Here is a 20,416-nt window from a genome sequence, read left to right as displayed (position 1 = left end):
CCGGGGCCGGACGATGTCCGCTGAGCCCACCCCTTCGACCGGCGCGCTGCGGCGGCACGGGTTCTCCGAGGCGGACTTCGACGACCTGGCCGGAGGCGGCGGCAGCACACGCGTGCTGCGCAGCCTGTGGCGGGCCGAGCGCAGCCACCGCCTCCTCCTGATCGATCTCTTCCTGGACCTGTTGCGTGAGCACCCCTGGTCCGTGGGCCCGTTGGACCCGGCGGACGAGCCGTGGCAGCTGCTCGTCGAAGCGGACCGGCGCGGGCACGCCGCGGTCGAGGAGCTGCTGATGGCGCCCGAGACCGGACTGTGGCTCGCCGGGACCCTGCGCACGCTGCGCGGCACGGCGGCTCCCGCCGCGACACCGGTACCGCTGTGGGTGGAGACCGGGCACTTCCACGCCCTGGCGGCCGCCGCGGCGCTGCGCACGGGTGCCGACTTCACGCTGACCGTGCCCTCGCGGCACGGCACGGTGTGGCTGCCCGGCGTCGGACGCGCCGTCGTGCCCGGCGGCGCCCCCTGGGGCCGGGCCCGCGTCACGGGCTCCGCGCGGGAGGTCAGTGTCGAGATCGGGGAGCACACGGTCCGGGCGCCCGCCCCGTACACGGCTCCGGGGCCGGACTGGGAGCCGGCCCGCAGGGTCCGGCTCACGGCGCTGGGCGAGAGGCGCTCCGTACTCCTCGACGACCAGGGCCTGCACCGGATCGTGCCGACCCCGCAGGGCCGGCCCCCGGGGCGGCTGCCCGCCGACGAGGCGGACCGCTGGACCGCCCTGCTGCGGGAGGCGACTCCCCTGCTCGCGGAGGCGGACGCCCAGTCCGCCGCGGACGTCTCGGTGCTGCTGCACAGCGTGGAGCCACTGGCCCGGACCGACGGCGAGCGGCTGACCAGCGCCACGTCGGGGGACGGCGCGGGGCGCCTGGCCTCCGCCCGGCCCGCGGACGCGGAGCAGCTCGCGGCGGTCCTCGCGCACGAGATCCAGCACACCAAGCTCAGTGTGCTGATGCACCTCTACCAGCTGTACGAGCCCGACGACGACACCCTGTTCTACACCCCGTGGCGCGACGAACCACGCCCGCTGCGCGGACTGCTCCAGGGCGTCTACGCGTTCACCGCGGTGACCCGGTTCTGGCGCGGCCGCGCCCTGCTCGCCCCGCAGACAAGGACCACGGCCCGCTTCGAGTACGCCCTGTGGCGGCGTCAGCTGCTGCGGGTGCTGGGCGAGTTGGAGACGCACAAGGGGCTCACGGCGCTCGGCCGCAGACTGGTGCGGACGCTGGGCGAGGCCGTGACGCAGTGGGAGCACCCCGAGCGGTTCGGCGCCGTGGACGCCATGGCACGCGATGCCGCCGACCATCACACGATGAGCTGGCGGCTGCACCACATGACGGCGGACCCGGCGACGGTGACCGCGCTGGCCGACGCCTGGCCCGCCCCGCTGACGCCCGGCCCTACCGGTGCCGCCCGGCTGCGGCCGAGCCCCGAGGTGCCGCGCCTCGACGTCGTCGCGGCGCTGTACCGGCTCCGGCTGACCGGGCACGCCGAGCCCGAACTGCCGCACGACGCGCGCCCGGCCCACGCCCTCCACGTCCAGGGGGACGAGGCGGGGGCGGTGCGCGCCGCGGTCACCGCCCTGCTGGAGGACGGCACGGGCCGGACGTCGTCATGGGCCGATCTCCTGCTGGCCCTGCGCGCACGGGGGCCGGACGCTCCGGGCCATGTCGCCCGCAGACAGCCGGAGTTGGCGTGCGCGGTGCACCGCGCACTGGGCCGCCGGGGCGGGGCGGCCCCCGGCCCCGTCGCGTTCGTCACCTGGCTCGACGGACTCGCGCCGGCCTGACGGGACCGGGCAGGCCCGTCAGATCGGCATGGGATCGATGTCGCAGTTGGCCCTGCGGGAGGCCACGGCGTCGGCGTGGGCGGGGTGCTGTTCGCCGAGGACCCGGGCGATCCCCTCGACGGCGATGCGGCGCAGCTCCTCGGACTCCGCGCGCCGGCCCAGCGCCCTGAGGTCCTGGGACAGGTTGCTGGTCAGCACCAGGACCGTCGGGTGGTCCTCGCCGAGCGTCTCCTTCGCGGCGCGCAGGGTCGTCTCGTCGAGGGCGAGGGCGGCGGCCACCTCCCCCTGGGCGAACAGGTCGCTGGCGAGGTTGATCCGGCACACCAGGGTGTCGGGGTGGCCCTCGCCGAGCAGGGCCGAGCAGCGTTCCAGCGCGGACTCGTTGAGCCTGCGGGCCTCGTCCACCTTGTTGAGCAGCCGGTAGGTGATGGCGAGATCCATCTCGGCTTCCAGGGTGTGCGGGTGGTCGGGCCCGAAGACGCGGGCGAACTGGTCGCGGGTCTGTTCGCCCAGCCGCATCGAGTCGCTGAGCTCGCCCGACTGGCGCAGGTCGACGGAGAGGTTGAGCGAGGCGACCAGGGAGTCGGGGTGTTCCGGCCCGTAACGGCTGAGGAGTTCCTTGCGGGCCCGCCGGGTGAGCTCGGCCGCCTCCGCGTGCCGGCCCGCCTTGCGCAGGGAGACACCGAGGCGGGCCACGTTGCGCAGGGTGTTGGGGTGGTTGGCGCCGATCTGCAGCTGGTAGCGCTCGGTGATGCCTTCGAAGAGCTGCACGGCGTCGACGTACTCGCCCAGCTCACGCCGGTCGAGCGCGATGCTGGACTCGGTGAGCATGCTGCTCAGCGAGTCCTCGCCGAACATCTGGGCCCGGCGCTGCCAGGTCTGCCGGTCGAGCTCCAGCGCCGCCCTGAAGTCGCCGTTCACCCGCAGGCTGACGCCCAGGTTGTGGGCGTGCATCAAGGTCTCGGGGTCGTCGTCGCCGTAGGCGCGCACCGCCCGCTGGTAGACCTCCTGGTTGATGTCGCGGGCCGCCTTGAAGTCGCCGCCGGCCCGGCTGTCGGACGCGGCCAGGCCGCGCACGCGCAGGAACTCGTCGTCCACGTCGGAGCCCGGCCGCTCCTCGAGGACCGCGAGCATGCGGGTGCTGAGGGCGGCGGCGTCGTGGTAGCGGCCGAGGGCCCACAGCACGTAGCGCAGGTGGCGGCCGAGCATCAGCGTCTGGCGGTCGTCCTCGCCGTGCAGCTCGGACCAGATGTCGTACGCCCGCTGGGAGAACTCCCGCGACCCCTCGTGGTCACCCCAGTAGTAGAGGTACTCGGCGACGGCGTGCACCATCTGGCGGACGTGCCGGGAAGGTGAGCTCATCGCGTCGGAGACGACGACGTGCGGATAGAGCTCGCCGAAGCGGCCCCAGTGCGAGGGGTCCTGCGGGTCGCGCGGGGTGGCCGCGGCGAGCAGCAGGTGGGCGCCGTGCTGCAGCCGGTCGCGCTGTTCCTGCGACATGCGGGCGTTGAGCACGGCCTGGACCAGACGGTGCATCTGGATCGAGTTGGTGCGGTGGTCGATCTTCGCGAGGGAGTAGCGGTTGATCTCGCGGATGGCGCGGCCCAGCCGCAGCGGGTCGGTCAGCGCACGGTCCAGGTCGGGGGCGATCGGCTCGACGGGCGCTCCGGAGAAGAGCGAGCGGGCGATCGGTTCGGGGGCGAAGTACGAGCAGACCTGGAGGAGTTGCAGCGCGGCGGAGTTCTTGCCCTCCAGGTGGTCGAGGGACACGTTCCAGGCGGTCGCCACCGTCTGCTCGTACTGGGTCGGCGGGGAGACCGCCATCAGTTCCGCCCGCTTCTCCGCGAACAGCCGCAGATACTCCTCAGCGGGCATGCCCGTCTCCGCGCGCCAGGCGGACGCCTGCTCCACGGCCAGCGGCAAGTCACCGAGGACGGAGGCGAGTTGGTCCGCCTCGTCGTGGGGCAGGTCCGGGTTGCGCCGCTGGAGCAGCTGGATGCTCTCCTCGCGCTTGAACACGTCGACCTCAAGGGGATGCGCCAGGGTGTTCCACTGCGGGTTGCGCGACGTCACGAGAATGGAACCGGAGGAGCCGCCGCCCGTGGTGAGGGGGAAGTAGCTCTGCACCGACTCGGGACTCTCCGCGTTGTCGAAGACCAGGAGCCAGTTGGCGTAGGGGCGTCCCGTGCGCAGGGCCTCCAGAACCGCGGGCACGGCCGTGTTCGCCTCACCGGTCACCGGCAGGTCGAGCCGGAGCGCGAGTTCCACCAGCGCCTGGGCGATCTGCGTGGGACGCTCCGCGGGGATCCACCAGACCACGTCGTAGCGGGCGGCGTTGCGGTACACGTACTCCAGGGCGAGCTGCGACTTCCCGACACCGCCCATGCCGTGCAGGGCATGGGGCAGCACGGCGGTCGGGCCTTCGCCGAGGTCGGCCTCCAGGCGGTCCAGGAGGTCGTCGCGACCGGTGAAGACGAGGTTGCGCGGCGGCATGTTGCCGAGGATCGCGGGGCCTGCCGCACGCAAGGGGTGCGGTGCGGCGCCGGCCGGATCCTCCCGGCCATCGGTGGCGGGGGCGGCGGTCCCGGGGACGACCGTGGTCACTGGCGTGCCTCCTTGGAGCGGGCCGGGCGCACCCGATCCCCTGCCTGCGGGCCCGGCGGTCGGGGACTGCGAGGGATACGTGGAATCGGTGCGACTCGGGCCATCTTGCGAGTTCGGGTGCTTCATTGTGCCTCGTGGTGATTCGTCCGATATCACTCCGCCACGCTCCCCAGCGTCCGTCGGCTGTGCTGTTTCCGTGTGGGCCGCGATCAGCCGGCCGAGCCGCCTGGCCCTGGGCAGGTGTTCACCGGCGAGCACGCTGAGCACCGCGTGCTCGACGGCCCGGAAGCGCGCGTTCTCCGCCGTCACTTCCGGTTCGGGCGGCTGCTCACGGCCCTCGTAGTGCGCCAGCAGTTCCCGGGCCGCGCCGCTGCGGGAGGCGAGCACCTCCGCGGCCCTGCGGGAGGCCTGCAAGGTGGTGCGCTTGGTTCCGGCCGCCAGGAGTTCCTCGCGCACGCCCGGGCGGAACACGTACGCGCTGTCGTCCCCCGGCAGCACCTCGACCAGACCGCTCATCAGGAGTTCCGCCAGATGGACCGGCGCCGACTCGGGCATCATCGCGCGCTGCACCGCGGCGATGACCGGCAGGTCGAGCTGGACCGCGGCGAGCCGCACCGCGAGTTCGAACGCTTCCGGCGAGGCCCAGACGCGGAAGCGGGCGACCTGTTCGGCCGCGGAGACGTCCTGGCGCGCCGGCTCCTGCTCGACGGCGGGCTCGTGCGGCGCGTCGGGCGTCACCATGAGGGCGGCGACCTCCGTCCAGCGCGGCTGCTCGCCGGTCACGAACCGGGCCCAGGGCGACAGCCATTCACCGGAGACCTCGAGGACGGGCACGGCCAGCGCGTGGGCCCGGCGCAGCGGCGCCACCCAGTCGTCGGTGCCGTGCGGCCGGGTCGGCGCCCAGTCGACGGCCTCGCCGGCGGCCCCGCGTCCGGACAGGTGCAGCCTGACCCGCTCGGGGCGCAGCCCGGTGCGGTGCCACAGACGCTGCGGCAGCGTGCTCAGCACGGCGAGCGGCTGGTGCCGGCCCCAGAGGGCGAGCGCGGTGTGCACGGCGCCGCTGCGCCAGGCGGCCGCAACGCCGTCGGTGAGGACGAGCACGATCCGGCGCCCGGACTGGTCGACGAGGCTGCGCACGGGGTGGGTGGCGCCGCGCCGGCCGGGTCCGCGCAGCACCACGCCGCCGGTGGAGTCGGTGTCCAGGCGGCGCAGCACGATGTCGCGGAAGCCGCCGTAGCGGCGCAGCACTCCGGCCAGGCGGTCGGCGGTGGCCCGCCAGATCGCCATGTGGGGCGCGCTGTCGACGACGAGGACCACGTCCCAGCGCGCCTCGGGCGCCGACCGCAGGGCGGGCGGCAGCCAGGGGGCTTCGGCGAACTGTTCGCCGGTGCGCTCCTCGTCGACCTCCTCGACCGGCGAGGTGCGGCGGATCTGCCGGAAGGGCCGCAGGGCGCGGCCGAGGTTCCTGGCCGAGGGCCCGGTCCTGCGGCGCGCGCGACCCGTACGCCGGCGCCCCGCACCCTGCCGCGGTACGCCGTCCGCGCTCTCCTCGGCCGGGGCGGGAGGCGGGGCCGCGCGCTCCTCGGCGGCCGCCTCCGGGGCTCGTAACGGCGTGTGGGGCACGTCGGCGCCCGCGTCGGCGTCGTGCTCGTCCTGGTGTACGGGGGCGGTGGCGTCCGGGGCAGGCTGCGGCTGCGGCCGGGGCTGCGGCGGCGGCTTCGGGGCCGCCGTGGGCGGGGGCGCGGATTCCCTTTCCACGCCGAGGAGTTCGGGGTGCTGCTCGGCGATCCAGAGCGCGTCGGCCACTTCCCACCAGTGCAGGTCCCCCACGGGCAGGCGTGGGCGGCCGGAGGACGGACGCGGGCCGTGCGCATCCGGTCCCCTGCCCTCGGAAGCGGGCGGGCGTTCAGTCACTGAGCCCTGTCCCGTCGGCCTTCAGCGAGTGCCAGATGGCCCGCAGGACCGCCTGCCACTCCGCATCGTCGCCGTCCGCGTACGTGTAGGCACCCGACGTCGCCAGATGCGCCGCGTTCAGCAGCATGTCGGCGGCCAGACCGTCGGTGCGCTCGCTGCGGGACGTGAAGTCCTGGATCAACTTGCCGTGCATGTCACCGAGTCGGTCGGAAAAGTGGGCGGAGAGCAGTTCGCCCAACCCTTCCGCATCGGGGTCCGGCATGTCCAAACGCAGACACCGGCGCAAGAAGGCCTCCGGGAACTCCTGTTCGCCGTTGGAGGTCATGATCACGATGGGAAATGCGCGTGCCCGAACGATTCCGTCCGTGATCCGAGCGACTCCGCCCGGATCGGCGGTGTGCACGGTGACCTCGGGCTGCTTCTTGCTCACACGAACGAGTGGAGGCACGGCGTAGCGGCCGTCCTCGAACAGCGACAGCAGATCGTGCGGGAGGTCGACGTCGCACTTGTCGATCTCGTCGATGAGCAGGACCCTCGGAATGCGGTGCGGCAGGAGCGCGGTTCCGAGCGGCCCCAACTGCACGAACTGGCCTACATCCGTGGGGAGTTCGCCTTCCGTCGCCGCTTCCGTGTCCGCGGCGTGCTGCTGCTGGGCCAGATACCAGGCCTGCCCGGCCTGGGCGCGGCCGATCACGTCGTACTCGAACAGGCCGGAGGCCAGCGTGGTGCGGCTGGTGACGGGCCACTGGAGGACCCGGCCGAGGCTCAGCTCGCGGGCGATGCGGAAGGCGAGAGCGGATTTGCCCACACCTGGGCGGCCCGTGACCAGAAGTGGCCGGCGCAGCAGGATCGCAGCGTTCACCAGGCGGGTCTCGTCCCGTGGGGGCCTGCGCGGCGCGTCGGCGGGGCCGAGCCTGCGGTCGGCCTCGTCCTCGTCGGGCGGCTGGGGCTGGACCGGTCCCCCGGCGAAGCTCCGCCAGCGCGGGCCCTCGGGCCAGCTCCGCTCGTCGTACGGTTCCTGGGGGCGCGGCCTGCCGCTGCCGCGGTAGGGCAGCCCATTGGCCTCGTGCGCGTTCACTCGGTCCCCCCTACGAAGGCGGCGGGAGCGCACGCATCACCGTCGAGGAGCTGCTGCGGATCGTCCCAGACCACGCCCAGTTGTTGGATCAACGCCTTGTCGCGTACCTCCGCCGTGCCCGCTGCCGCATCGCTCCTCCACTGTCGTGCAGTGGCGGGCAGGTTGGCCAGACCCTCCCCGGCCAACAGTTCCTTCACCAGACCGTGGAAGGCCTCCGGATCGTCCGCCGCCCGGTGGAAGATCATCACCGGCACGCCGAGATCAAGGCCGAGCCGCAGTTCGTGCGACCCCGTGCCGTCGCCCGCCCGTGGAGTGTCGCTGAGCACCATGCAGACCACCCCTTCCTCCTTGCCGATCCGCGCATCCAGCAGGGCGAGATGCTCGGTGTCGGGGCGACCCTCCGGGTCGCACCAGTGGGCGCGTCCGCCACCCGGGTCGCTCTTCCAGCGCGTCCAGCGCCTGCGCCAGGCGTGGTGCAGATCGCGCCGCTGCATCCGTTCGAGGCTGTGCACGTACACCCACGGGTACTTGCTCAACAGCGGGTTGGAATGCCCCAGTCGGGGATTCCTGTCCCACCATTCGACGGGTTCCGTGAGCAACTCCGCCGGCAGGAAGAATTCCAGGACCACGTTCTCGTCCCGAGCCTGCCACAGCTCGGCCGTCGCGGACAGAAGGTCCGCGACGGCGTACGGGAGTCTGCTGCGTGGCACGGGCTCCTCGGGGTCGCAGTCCTCCCGGTGCAGTCGCACGGACTCGGCGTACCGGACCCGCGACGAGATCCGGTAGTACGCTTCCGGCCGCCCCTCGCGCGCCGCTTGCGCATCCGAGGGACGCAGGTCCGGGGCGACCTTGATGAACAGCCGGATGACCGGGACATGCGGCTCCGCGAACCCGTCGTCCGGCGCCGCCGAGCCGTGCCCCGCGTCGGTCACGGCCCTGCGTCCGGCCGGATCCGGCCGCCCGGACAGCTTCTCGCGCAGCGCGCGCAGCCCCCGCGGCCCCTCGCGTTTGCCCCACTCCCCCGCGAAGTGGTCGTTCCAGGACCGGATCTCGCCCACCAGGTGCGCGGCCTCGGTGCGCAGCATCAGGTGCTCCAGGAGGGCCATGCTCGGTTCGAGACCGCCGACCGGCGCGTTGTGGCAGGCCAGGTGCACGAAGGCGTGCCAGGCCGAGCGGCAGTGACGGGGCAGGCGGATCCGGTCCTCGGTGGCGGCGGCGACCAGTGCGGGCAGCTCGGGCAGGGCGAGGTCGAGGCCCTCGCGCAGGGCCGACCAGTCGCGGCCCCGGTAGAGGTCGATGGCGTGCCATTCGTCGAGCAGCGGCCGCAGCCGGCCGGCCACGGCCGGAGCCAGGAACTCCGTGGTGATGACGAGCTGTTCGAGTCCGTCCTCCAGGCGGCTGCAGTGCCGGACCGCCTCCGCGAAGGCCTGCCGTGCCGTGTGGAATCCCTCCAGGTCCAGGTCCGGGAACTCGTCGCCCAGTTCACGCGCCCACTGCAGCCGCCCCCGTTCGTCCGCGAGCGGGGTGGACGCGCCGAGCGCCTCGACCATCTCCCGCAGGGTCCGCTGTCTCGCCTGCCGTCCGTCTGCGCCCTGCGGCACGTGCGTCCCCCTCGCACTGCGTAACATCCGGCGTCACCCGGGAAGTTCCTGCGCCAGCACCTCGTACAGGTGCCGATTGGTCCAGTACGCGCTGTGGGCGGCCGACACCGGCTGCCCGTTGTCCACCTCGACGTCGCGTACGCGCTGCCCGAAGACCTCGGCGCCGACGAACGACAGCAGGTCGCGCCGGTCGTAGATGTTGAGCCAGCGCGGGAAGGCGGCGGGCAGTCCGGTGCCGTAGGGGCGCGAGGGCAGTGCGTCCAGCTCGTAGAGCACCGGCGCCTGGGAACCGACCGTCACCAGCTGGGCCACGTCGGGCGCCGTGCCCGGTTCCCCGGCGAGCAGGTCGAAGGCGACGATGCCGCCCAGGCTGTGCCCGAGGAGGACGACCGGGGGCGGGAGGCGGCGCGCCAGGTCCGCGACGTACGCGCGCACGGCCTCGCCCCGTACGAGATAGCTGAGGATGTCCCCGGCGAAGCCGAGGGAGCGCTCGCTGATCCGGCTGCGCCGGCCGACGACGAACCGTGATCCGCCCGCCCGCTCGAGCAGCCGCGCGGAGGCGCCCAGGGCCCTGCCCAGGCCGTCCGCCAACCCCCGCTCCTCGCCGCCGAGTTGATCGACGACGGCGGCGACCATGGCGTCCCGTCCGGCGGGCGGCACCGCTCCCGGGCCGCCCGGATGACCGGCGAGGGCGCGTGCGGCCAGCGATCTCCCGGTCAGCCGGGCCAGGCCGGCCGCGCCCGCGCCGTCCGCCGCGTCGCAGGCCCGCCGGAAGGTCTCCGACGTCAGCAGCGCCGCCACGTCGCCGTCCGGTCGCGCGCCGAGGTCCGCCGCCCGCCACGCGTCCCGGACGGCGGGCGCTGCCGCGAGCTCCTCCGTCCAGGCCCACAGCTGTCGTCCGGGGGGCAGCGCGCCGGGCCGAAAGGGCGCCGCCGCCTGCTGCCCGGCCAGGGCGAACAGATTCAGCTCCGCGTCCGGATCGGCGTACAGCAGGGCCCAGCGGGCGCGCTCCTCGTCCTGCGGGAGCGGTCCCTCGACCGGCTTGTCCGGCACGTAGCCGGGGATGGATGCGCCGTCGGCCCGCAGGTAGGAGCCCAGCGCGGAACCCCAGTCGCACTCCGCCACCGTCACGTCGGCCCGCACCTCGGCGAGCCCCGCGCGCACCGCCCGCAACGCCTCCGCGTAGCCCGGCGCGCGCACCCCGGTGCCGTGGATGAACAGCACGCTCGTCACTCGTCCTCCACGAACTCCCCCGTGTACCACGGCATTTGAGGATGCCTCAGCGATTCATCCTAACGGTCGCACCCGGCGCGTCGAAGAGCTGCGCAAGGTGTGACGAGGGGTTTCCGAGAACGAAGTGGTATCGGACTCCTGCAAATGCCGTAGACGGTTCGCCGTCAGGGCGTCAACTCCCGGTGCTCTCGCGCAATTTCAGCTCGTGACCCACCACATGATCCTGCAACGGACCGGCCGCGGGCTCCTCGATCCGGTCCAGCAGGAGCGCCACGGCGGCGCGGGCGATCTCCTTCTTGTCCGGGGAGACCGTGGTCAGGCTCGGCACGCTGAAGCGGGAGGCCTCGATGTCGTCGAAGCCGACCACGTCCAGGTCTCCGGGCACGCTCCGGCCCCGCTCGTGCAGGGCGCGCAGCGCGCCCAGGGCGAGGTGGTCGTTGAGGCAGAGCAGGGCGTCGGGGCAGGACGCCGAGTCCATGAGGGCGGCGGCGGCCCGCGCGCCGTCCTTCCAGTGGTAGGCGTCCACCGGGACCACCAGGTCGCCGTCGAAGGGGACCCCGGCCGTCTCCAGCGCCTCGCGGTAGCCGTCGGTGCGCAGCCGGTCGGTGCCCTGGCGGCCGCGCACCGTACCGCCGACCACGGCGATCCGGCGCCGCCCGCGGGCCAGCAGATGCTCGGTGGCCTCGCGCGCGGCCCGTACGTTGTCGATGGCGACGTGGTCGGTGCTGCCCTCGGCGGGGCGCTCACCGAGCAGGACGACCGGGAGCCCGCGGTCCCGGGTGGCGAGATCGCGAGGGTGCAGGGCGAGCGGGCTGAGGATGACTCCGTCGGTGAACTGGGCGTCGAAGCCGTGCAGCGCGGCGAGTTCGCGCTCGCGGACACCGCCGGTCTGGTGCAGCAGCACGGTCTGTCCGCGCCGGTCGGCCTCGGCCATGACGTGCCGGGCCAGTTCGGAGAAGTACGCGACGTCGAGCTCGGGCACGGCCAGGGTGATCATGCCGGTGCGCCCCTGGCGCAGCTGACGGCCGGCGATGTTGACCCGGTAGCCGAGGGCGTCGATGGCCTCGCGCACGACTTCACGGGTCCGGTCCGACACGTGCTCGAAGTTGTTGATCACGTTGGAGACGGTCTTGGGCGAGACGCCCGCGTACTCCGCCACGTCCTTGATCCTGGGTCTGGCCGCCACGCTGTTCTTTCCTTCCGTCTGCCGTCCGTGATCGTACCGACCATCACGAATCGGTCTCGGGCCGGTTCCTCGGCCGTCCCGGATATTTACATCGTTGTAATCGTCATGGTGCCATGACCCCGCACCACGTGGCACCGCACTCACGAGCAAGGAGCACCATGCCCGTTCCGCATTTCCCGGCCGTGCCGCGGCCCGAGTACCCGCGGCCGCAGTTCGTCCGTGAGGCCTGGCTCAATCTCAACGGCGAGTGGCAGTTCGAGATCGACCGGGCCGACACGGGACTCGAGCGCGGCCTGCGCGAGCGCGAGTTGAGCGACCGGATCACCGTGCCGTTCTGTCCGGAGTCGGAGCTGTCCGGGATCGGCGAGACCGACTTCCTGGAGGCCGTCTGGTACCGGCGGACCGTGACGGTGCCCGCCGACTGGACCGACGCCCGGGTGCTGCTGCACTTCGGGGCCGTGGACCACGACACGACGGTGTGGGCGGACGGCGTCGAGGTCGCCCGGCACCGCGGCGGCTTCACCCCGTTCACCGCCGACCTGGGCGACGTGGCCGTACCCGGGCGGGAGTTGACGCTCGTGGTGCGGGCCCGCGACAGCCGGCACGGACCGCAGGCCCGCGGCAAGCAGGCCACCTGGTACGCCAACACGCACTGCCACTACACCCGCACGACCGGCATCTGGCAGACCGTGTGGCTGGAGCCGGTGCCCCGCGCCGTCGCCCTCAAGCGCCCGCGCGTCACCCCGGACCTGGCCTCGGGCTCGTTCTTCCTGGAGCTGCCGCTGACCGGGAACGCGCCGGGTCACCGGGTCCGGGCGACCCTGGCCGACGAGATGGGCACCGTCGTCACCGCCGAGGCCCGCGCCGACCTCGACCTGACGCCCCGCCTCGCCCTGCCGGTGCCCGCGGACCGGCTGCGCGTCTGGTCGCCGCAGGACCCGCACCTGTACGACCTGACCTTCGAGGTCGTGGACGCGCAGGGCGGGCTCGTGGACCGGGTCCGCTCGTACGCGGGCCTGCGCTCGGTCTCCGTCGACGGCAGGCGGCTGCTCCTGAACGGTGAGCCCGTCTTCCAGCGGCTCGTGCTCGACCAGGGGTACTACCCGGACGGCCTGATGACCGCGCCGAGCGACGCCGCTCTGGTCCGCGACATCGAGCTCGGTCTGGCCGCCGGATTCAACGGGGCCCGGCTGCACCAGAAGGTCTTCGAGGAGCGGTACCTGTACCACGCGGACCGGCTCGGCTACCTGGTGTGGGGCGAGTTCGGCGACTGGGGCTGCGAGGTCGGCGTCCGCGACGACAACCAGCGCCCCGACGCGTCGTACGTCGCGCAGTGGCTGGAGGCCGTCGCGCGCGACTACTCGCACCCCTCGGTCATCGGCTGGTGCCCGCTCAACGAGACGTACCAGCACCTGCACGACCGCATCACCCAGCTCGACGACGTGACGCGGGCGATGTTCCTGGCCACCAAGCAGGCCGACGGCACCCGCCCCGTCATCGACGCCTCCGGGTACGCGCACCGGGTCCCGGAGACCGATGTCTACGACTCGCACTGCTACGAGCAGGACCCGGCCGCGTTCGCGAAGACGATGCAGGGGCTCGCGCAGGACAAGCCGTACGTCAACGCGGGCCCCGACGGGCGCCCCTGGTCCGAGCCGTACCGCGGCCAGCCCTACTTCTGCAGCGAGTTCGGCGGCATCTGGTGGGACGCGCAGGCGGCCGCCGAGGCGGCGGGCAACGAGGTGGACGCGTCCTGGGGGTACGGCGAACGGCCGCGCAGCGCCGAGGAGTTCGTGGACCGCTTCACCGGTCTGACGGGCGTGCTGCTCGACGACCCGGAGATGTTCGGCTACTGCTACACCCAGCTCACGGACGTCTTCCAGGAGCGCAACGGCGTCTACCGGTTCGACCGCGGCGAGAAGGTCGACACCGCCCTGCTGCGCGCCGCCCAGCTGCGCCCCGCGGCCTTCGAAGGCTCGAACTAGCTCACTCACGCCCGCGATTTACATCGATGTATGACCGGGTGGCAGCGTCGCCACCCGGGGAAGGAGCCAGATGACCGGCACACCCGCACCCGTCGGTCGCCCCGCACTCACCAGACGACGCGCGCTGACCGCCGCGCTCGCCGCCGGGGCCACGGCCCTCGGCGCCGGGGCGCTCAGCGGCTGCGGCAGCGCGCTGGCGGCCGACGATTCGACCGTCCGTCTGTGGGACCTGTTCAGCGGGGCCGACGGCGGCCTGCTCAACGACATGGTGCGCGCGGCGCGACCCGACATGCCGGGCACGCGTATCGAGCGCACCGTCCTGGAGTGGGGCACCCCGTACTACACGAAGCTCGCCATGGCCTCGGCGGGCGGGCGCGGTCCGGACGTCGCCGTGTCGCACATGTCGCGCCTGGCGGGCTACGCGCCCACCGGCCTCGTCGACCCGTGGGACCTCGGCCTGCTGGCCGAGTACGGCGTGCGGCGGAGCGACTTCACCGACGCGGTGTGGTCACGTACGCAGTACGAGGGGCAGACCTACGCGATCCCCCTCGACACGCACCCCTTCATCGTGTTCTTCCACCCGGAGCCGGTGAAGAAGGCCGGACTGCTGACGAAGGACGGCACGCTCGACGCGGACGCGTTCTCGTCGCCCGACAAGTTCCTCGCGGCCGGCAAGGAGCTGGCCAGGGCCTCCGGGCAGCAGGGCATCTCCTTCGGCTACGTCACGGACACCGCGCAGGGCTGGCGGCTGTTCTACGGCCTGTACCGGCAGACCGGCGGCGCGTTCAAGCTGCCTACCGGCGGTCCGGCCGAGGTGGACATCGACCGGATGGCCGAGGTCATCGCGTTCATGGCCAAGCTGATCGACGGCCGGGTGAACCCGAAGCGCCTGGACTACCCGGCGGGACTGGCGTCGTTCACGAACAAGCAGACCGCGATGATCCTTTCGGGCGAGTGGGAGCTCGGCACGTTCCGGGCCGCGGACAAGAACGTGGGCGCGGCGCCGATGCCGACGGTCTTCGGCACCCCGGCCGTGTACGCCGACTCGCACTCGTTCGTGCTCCCCCACCACGAGAGCCCCGACGCGGAGCACCGCCGCCGCACGCACCGGGCGGTCGCCGCGATCCTCAAGGCCGGTCAGATCTGGGCGACCGCCGGTCACATCCCCGCGTACGGGCCCGTGACCCGTACGAAGGAGTACGCCGGCCTGCTGCCGCAGGCGCACTACAAGGCGGCCCAGGACCACGTCGTCCTGGACCCGGCGGTGTGGTTCGCGGGCGCGGGCTCCGATTTCCAGAACTCCATGTCGCAGGTCCTGCAGCAGGCCCTGCTGGACGGTCTCTCCCCGGACCGTGCGGCGCGCGCGATGGTGCGGCGCCTCAACACCTTCCTCGCCAAGCCCAGCCCGGCCTGACCGGCCGCGACCACCTCGCAGGAGGCACAACGATGTCCTCTCCCCACGCCTCGCCCCGGCCAGGGGCCCTGTCGGTGCGGCGGCTGTTCTCCCCCGGCCTGCTGTTCGCACTGCCCTTCCTCGTCCTGTTCGCCGTGTTCATGATCTGGCCGATGGGCCAGGGGCTGTGGATGAGCCTGACGGACCGGGCCCTGTCGGCGCACGCCCCGTCGTTCATCGGCCTCGGCAACTTCACCGAGGCCTTCCAGGACGCGGAGATGTGGCGGTCCTTGTGGCACACGGTCCTGTTCACCCTGATCTCGACGGTCCCGCTGGTCGTGGTGGCGCTCGGTATGGCGCTGCTCGTGCACACCGGGCTGCCCGGACAGTGGGTGTGGCGGCTGGCGTTCTTCGCGCCGTATCTGCTGCCGGTCGGTGTCGTCGGCCTCCTGTGGATCTGGCTGTACCAGCCCGACCTCGGCCTCTACAACCACCTGCTCGACAAGGTCGGTCTCAGCGGGTTCGCGTGGCTCAGTGACGAGTCGGTCGCCATGTGGGCGATCGCCCTCACGACCCTGTGGTGGACGGTCGGCTTCAACTTCCTGCTGTACCTGGCCGCCCTGCAGTCGATCCCGGACCACTTGTACGAGGCCGCGGCGATCGACGGCGCCGGGGCGTGGCGGCGCCTGTGGTCGATCACGCTGCCCCAGCTCAGCCGCATCACGACGGTGATCACCGTGCTGCAGATCCTGGCGTCCCTGAAGGTCTTCGACCAGGTGTACCTGCTCACCAAGGGCGGCCCGAACAGCTCGACGCGCCCCGTGGTCGAGTACGTCTACGACGTCGGCTTCACCGGCTACCGGCTCGGTTACGCCTCGGCGATCAGCTACATCTTCTTCGCTCTCGTCGTCCTCGCCTCCGCCGCCCAGTTCTTCGCACTCCGCCGCCGGGAGAAGTGACCATGACCTCCACCGAGACCCCCGTCCGCGCCGAGTCCGCTCGCCACGTGACCACCTCCGTACGTCCGTTGAGAGCACCTCGGCGTCCCGCCCGGTCACAGACGAACCTGACGCTCGGGGCGAGCCGCACGGCCCGGGTGCTCGCCCTGACCGTGCTCGCGGTCGCCGCCCTGGTCTGGCTGCTGCCGATGGCGTGGGCCGTGCTGACCGCGTTCAAGTCCGAGCAGGACGCGAGCGACCCGCTGAACTGGGTGTGGCCGAAGCACGGCTTCACGCTCGACGGGTTCAGGACGGTCTGGGAGCGCGGCGATCTGCCCTTGTGGATGCTCAACAGCCTGCTCATCTCGGCCGCCGTCACCGTGATCACGGTGCTGGTCTCCGCGATGGCCGGATACGCCTTCTCGCGCACCCTGTTCGCCGGCCGCCGCTGGCTGTTCGCCGTGACGGTCGCGGCCGTGCTGGTACCGCCGCAGATCCTGATCGTGCCGTGGTTCCAGCAGATGCTGACCCTGCACCTGCTGGACACGTACGCGGCGGTGATCCTGCCGCAGACGGTGGCGCCGGTGATGGTGTTCATCCTGAAGAAGCACTTCGACTCGCTGCCGAAGGAACTGGAGGAGGCGGCCCGGATCGACGGCGCGGGGCACTGGCGGATCTTCTGGTCGGTGCTGCTGCCGCTGTCGCGGCCGATGCTCGCCGCCGTGGCGATCTTCGTGTTCATCGGCGCGTGGAACAACTTCCTGTGGCCGTTCGTGTCGACGTCCGACCCGTCGCTGATGACCCTGCCCGTCGGGATCACGTCGGTGAAGGACGCCTACGGCATCCAGTACGCGCAGACGATGGCCTCGGCCGTGCTCGCCGCGCTGCCGCTCGTGATCGTGTTCGTCTTCTTCCAGCGGCACATCGTGAAGTCCGTGGCGACCACCGGCCTCGGCGGCCAGTGAGCGGTGTCGGCTCGCCGGCCCACCCGCCCCGTTGACAGCCCCCTGTCCCTTCCCTACCGTCCTGAAGCCGTGGAACTTACATCGATGTAAGGAGCCGCTCATGCGCGCCCGGCCCCGTACCGCTCTGGTCGCCGCACTCCTGACCCTGCTCGTCGGCCTGGTCTGCGCGCCGCAGGCCGCCGCGGCCGGACAGGCGTCCGCCGCAGCCGCGGGCACCTTCCGCAATCCGCTGAACACGGGCCCCGATCCGTTCCTGGCGTACGCCAACGGGGCCTACCACCTCACCACGACCCAGGGCGACAGCATCAAGATGTGGCGCTCGCCGTCCCTGGGCACGCTGCTCGACGCCGACCCGGTCACGGTCTGGACGGACACCGACGCCTCGCGCAACCAGCACATCTGGGCGCCGGAGTTCTACCGCTTCGGCGACCGCTGGTACCTCTACTACACCGCGGACGACGGCACGGACGACCACCACCGGCTGTTCGTGCTGGAGTCGGAGCGCGACGACCCGGCCGGGCCCTACCACTTCAAGGCGAAGCTCACCCCGCCCAACCACACGAACGACTTCGCCATCGACCCCGGGATCCTCCAGCACAACGGGAAGCTCTATCTCGCCTACAGCGGCATCAACCCGTACCAGCACAACGGCCTGAACATCGCGCCGATGTCGAACCCGTACACGGTCTCGGGCGACGCCGTCGCGATCGACGCGGCAGGGGGCTGCCCCGAGGTCCGCGAGGGGCCCGAGTTCCTGAACCGCAACGGCCGTACCTGGATGACGTATTCGACCTGCGACACCGGCAAGCCCGACTACCAGGTCTGGATGATGTCGCTGCCCGACACCACCGATCCGCTCGTCCCGGGCAATTGGAGCCGGCACGCGGGGCCGGTGTTCTCCCGCGCTGACGACCGCGGGGTGTTCGGGCCCGGGCACCACGCCTTCTTCAAGTCCCCCGACGGCACGGAGGACTGGCTCGTCTACCACGCCAAGACCACGTCGGTGAACACGTACACGAACCGCACGACCCGCGCCCAGAAGATCACCTGGAACGCGGACGGCAGCCCGAACCTCGGCACCCCGCTCGCCATGGGCGCCACCCAGGACCTGCCCTCCGGCGACCCCGGATCGGGCAACTACTGGATCAACGACGACGGGCGCTCCAGCGGCGACGGCACGGTCGCGTACACCGGCACCTGGAACTCCGGCGCGGGCTGCGCCGCGCAGTGCTTCTGGAGCGACGACCACTGGAGCGACCAGGCGGGCAACACCGCGACGTTCAGCTTCACGGGCACCCGGATCGCGCTGCTGTCCGTCCGCGACACGGGCAACGGCATCGCAGCGATCAGTGTGGACGGCGGCCCCGAGCAGCGGGTCGACTTCTACGGCGCGATCCGCACCGGCGAGACGCTGCAGTACCTCAGCCCGCGCCTGGCGGCGGGCGAGCACACGCTGCGGGTCCGGGTGACGGGTGAGCGGAGCGCGTCGTCCGGGGCCTCCTTCGTGAGCGTGGACCGGGCGGAGGTGTACACGCACTGACGGCCCGGGGCGGCGGGGAGACCCGCCGTCACGGCTCGATCAGGCCGACGCGGATCGCGTAGCGCGTGAGCTCCAGACGGTCCTTCAGGCCCAACTTCTGCAGCAGGTTGGCACGGTGGCGCTCCACCGTCTTGACGCTGATGAAGAGGAGCTCGGCGATCTGCTGCGAGGTGTGCCCTTCGGCGACCAGCTTGAGGATCTCCTCCTCGCGCTCCGTGATGGGGCGCGAGGGCAGCCCCTCACCGCGGCGGACCCGCTCCAGATGGTCCCGGATCAGCGCCTTCAGCGCTCCCGGGTACACGAAGGGTTCGTCGCGGGCGGCCGCCCTGCAGGCCTCGACCAGATCGCGGTCGGCCACAGATTTGAGGACGTAGCCGCAGGCCCCGGCCTTGAGTGCCTCGAAGAAGAACTGCTCGTTGTCGTACATCGTCAGGATCAGGATGCGCAGGTCGGGCTGGCGGCGGGCCAGTTCGCGGGCGGCCTGGAGTCCGGTGAGCCGGGGCATCGCGATGTCCAGGACCGCCAGATCGGGCTGTTCGGTCCGCGCGAGGTCGAGGGCCTCGGCCCCGTCGCCCGCCTCGGCGACGACGGTGAGATCGGGTTCGCGGTCCAGGATGAGCCGCACGCCCCGGCGCACCAGCGCGTGGTCGTCCGCCAGCAGGACGCGGATCTCGCGGGCGCTCACCGACCGCGCCCCGGGGCCGTGACCGGAACGTCGAGGCGTACGAGGGTGCCGCCGCCCTCGGCGGGGGCGACGGTCAGGTCGGCGCCGACCAGCAGGGCGCGTTCGCGCATGCCGCGGATGCCGGCGCCCTCGGCCCGGCTGCCGATGCCGCGCCCGTTGTCACGGATGAGGAGCGTGACCCGGTCGTCGGCGGCGCTCACGACGAGGTCGGCCCGGGAGGCGCCGGCATGGCGCACGACGTTGGTGAGTCCTTCCTGGGCCACCCGGTAGACGACGAGTTCGGCCTCGTCCCCGAGCGACGGCAGATGCGGCGCCAGCCGGCTGTCGACCACGGTGTCGGCCCAGTCGGTGTACTCGTTGGCCAGGGACCGCAGCGCGCTGACGAGGCCCAGCTCCTCCAGGACCCCGGGCCGCAGCCGGCGGGCGATGCGCCGGATCTCGTCCAGGCCCGCGCGGGTCGTCTCCTGGATGCGGTGCAGGTCGTCCTGGAGCGGCGGGCCCGCCTGGTCGGCGGCTCCCTTGAGTTCGAGCAGGACGGCGGTCAGGGTCTGGCCGACCTCGTCGTGCAGTTCCTGGGCGACGCGGCGCCGTTCGGCCTCCTGCGCCGACAGGGCCCGTGCGGTGCTGGCCGCCCGCTCGGCCTCCAGGCGGTCGAGCATCGCGTTGTACGTCTCGATGAGGGCGGCCACGTCACCGTGCCCGGACGTGGCGGGCCGCTCGCCGGGGCGCAGCAGATCGGTCGTCGTCATCGCCCGGGTCAGCCGCTGCAACGGGGACAGGCCGATGCGCAGCAGCGCCGCGTTGGCCGTCAGCATCACCACCAGACCGACCGCCAGGATCAGCGTCTCGGTCAGCAGGACGGGGGTGGAGACGGTGACGGGGCCGAGCAGCAGGAGCGCCACCGCCGCCAGCAGGACGGTGGCGTTGAGCAGGAAGATCCGCCAGAACAGGGACACGGACGTGCGGCCTCCCGGGTGGGACGGTACGGCTTGCCTCCGTCCAGGCTCCCTGGTCAGCGGCCACGGTGTCCATCGGGGTCAGCACCCATTCACGGGCGTGCCGCCCGCATGCAGGGTGCGCTCCCCCGTATCTGGGGGTCGCACCCCATGGTCACGGCGCGCGCCGCACGCGACGGTGGGGGCACCACCCGACACGGAGGTGCGCAGATGCGGGACAGCCACGACAACACGCTCTCGGCCATCGCGACGCGTCTGGAGGAACAGGATCCCCGGTTCGCCGACGGCCTGAGCCGGGGCAGGCCGCGGCGCCCTCGCGAGTACGACCGGCGCGGTACCTGGGCCGTCCTGATCCTGGCGTTGGTCCTTCTCGGGGTCGGCATCGTCGTCGGCCACGGCCTGCTCATCGCCACCGCGCTGGTCGCCGCGGGCGCCGCCTGCCACTGGTTCGAGCGGCCGAGCGGTCGCAGCCGCTGAACCCGGGCGGCGGCCGGACCG

At 72.4% G+C, this 20,416-nt stretch carries 14 protein-coding genes; 7 read left to right on the top strand and 7 right to left on the bottom strand.

Translation table 11 applies throughout. The annotated features are described in order from the left end of the window. Window positions 1–13: 13 nt before the first annotated feature. Window positions 14–1,840 carry an HEXXH motif domain-containing protein gene (locus ACVHNB_RS15300; protein WP_456228342.1) on the top strand — a complete coding sequence of 609 codons (1,827 nt, stop codon included), beginning with the start codon at window positions 14–16 and terminating at the stop codon, window positions 1,838–1,840. 18 nt (window positions 1,841–1,858) lie between these two features. Here the strand turns inward: ACVHNB_RS15300 and fxsT are convergent, their stop codons facing one another. The 5 genes from fxsT to ACVHNB_RS15275 all read right to left on the bottom strand — a co-directional run bounded on the left by fxsT (window position 1,859) and on the right by ACVHNB_RS15275 (window position 11,456). Next, window positions 1,859–6,250 (bottom strand): FxSxx-COOH system tetratricopeptide repeat protein, encoded by a 4,392-nt coding sequence (gene fxsT / locus ACVHNB_RS15295; RefSeq protein WP_456228341.1) that lies wholly within the window; start codon window positions 6,248–6,250, stop codon window positions 1,859–1,861. A 100-nt stretch (window positions 6,251–6,350) separates the two neighbouring features. After that, window positions 6,351–7,436: an AAA family ATPase gene (locus ACVHNB_RS15290; protein ID WP_428950618.1), complete on the bottom strand. Its 1,086-nt coding sequence runs from the start codon at window positions 7,434–7,436 to the stop codon at window positions 6,351–6,353. Continuing rightward, window positions 7,433–9,037, bottom strand: a complete 1,605-nt coding sequence (locus ACVHNB_RS15285; RefSeq protein WP_428950619.1) for a VMAP-C domain-containing protein — start codon at window positions 9,035–9,037, stop codon at window positions 7,433–7,435. Before ACVHNB_RS15285 ends, ACVHNB_RS15290 begins: the two co-directional genes overlap by 4 nt. A gap of 33 nt (window positions 9,038–9,070) precedes the next feature. Further along, complete coding sequence (locus ACVHNB_RS15280; RefSeq protein WP_456228340.1) at window positions 9,071–10,270, bottom strand: hypothetical protein; 1,200 nt, start codon at window positions 10,268–10,270, stop codon at window positions 9,071–9,073. A gap of 172 nt (window positions 10,271–10,442) precedes the next feature. Further along, on the bottom strand, window positions 10,443–11,456 hold the full coding sequence (locus ACVHNB_RS15275; RefSeq protein ID WP_456228339.1) for a LacI family DNA-binding transcriptional regulator: 1,014 nt from the start codon (window positions 11,454–11,456) through the stop codon (window positions 10,443–10,445). 158 nt (window positions 11,457–11,614) lie between these two features. On the opposite strand from ACVHNB_RS15275, the gene ACVHNB_RS15270 reads away from it, so the two are divergent. From ACVHNB_RS15270 to ACVHNB_RS15250, 5 genes are all read left to right on the top strand, one after another. Further along, window positions 11,615–13,441, top strand: a complete 1,827-nt coding sequence (locus ACVHNB_RS15270) for a glycoside hydrolase family 2 protein (RefSeq protein WP_428950622.1) — start codon at window positions 11,615–11,617, stop codon at window positions 13,439–13,441. 70 nt (window positions 13,442–13,511) lie between these two features. Then, complete coding sequence (locus ACVHNB_RS15265; protein ID WP_428950623.1) at window positions 13,512–14,855, top strand: extracellular solute-binding protein; 1,344 nt, start codon at window positions 13,512–13,514, stop codon at window positions 14,853–14,855. A gap of 32 nt (window positions 14,856–14,887) precedes the next feature. Next, window positions 14,888–15,793, top strand: a complete 906-nt coding sequence (locus ACVHNB_RS15260; RefSeq protein WP_428950624.1) for a carbohydrate ABC transporter permease — start codon at window positions 14,888–14,890, stop codon at window positions 15,791–15,793. 2 nt (window positions 15,794–15,795) lie between these two features. Beyond that, on the top strand, window positions 15,796–16,737 hold the full coding sequence (locus ACVHNB_RS15255; RefSeq protein ID WP_456228338.1) for a carbohydrate ABC transporter permease: 942 nt from the start codon (window positions 15,796–15,798) through the stop codon (window positions 16,735–16,737). A gap of 100 nt (window positions 16,738–16,837) precedes the next feature. Then, the gene (locus tag ACVHNB_RS15250) at window positions 16,838–18,277 is read left to right on the top strand and encodes a family 43 glycosylhydrolase (protein WP_456228337.1); all 1,440 of its coding nucleotides are present in this window, start codon (window positions 16,838–16,840) and stop codon (window positions 18,275–18,277) included. A 28-nt stretch (window positions 18,278–18,305) separates the two neighbouring features. Here ACVHNB_RS15250 and ACVHNB_RS15245 read toward each other — a convergent pair whose 3' ends face one another. Further along, window positions 18,306–18,962 carry a response regulator gene (locus ACVHNB_RS15245; protein WP_456228336.1) on the bottom strand — a complete coding sequence of 219 codons (657 nt, stop codon included), beginning with the start codon at window positions 18,960–18,962 and terminating at the stop codon, window positions 18,306–18,308. Further along, the gene (locus tag ACVHNB_RS15240; protein WP_456228335.1) at window positions 18,959–19,918 is read right to left on the bottom strand and encodes a histidine kinase; all 960 of its coding nucleotides are present in this window, start codon (window positions 19,916–19,918) and stop codon (window positions 18,959–18,961) included. The genes ACVHNB_RS15245 and ACVHNB_RS15240 overlap by 4 nt, the downstream gene beginning before the upstream one ends. A gap of 210 nt (window positions 19,919–20,128) precedes the next feature. On the opposite strand from ACVHNB_RS15240, the gene ACVHNB_RS15235 reads away from it, so the two are divergent. Next, a complete protein-coding gene (locus tag ACVHNB_RS15235) occupies window positions 20,129–20,395 on the top strand; it encodes a DUF3040 domain-containing protein (protein ID WP_428950629.1) in 267 nt (88 codons plus the stop codon). The last annotated feature ends 21 nt before the right edge of the window (window positions 20,396–20,416 follow it).

It is taken from the genome of Streptomyces sp. YJ-C3, from assembly GCF_053891275.1.
Note: the sequence above shows the minus strand (reverse complement) of the source record. Positions and strands in the feature narration are given on the sequence as shown.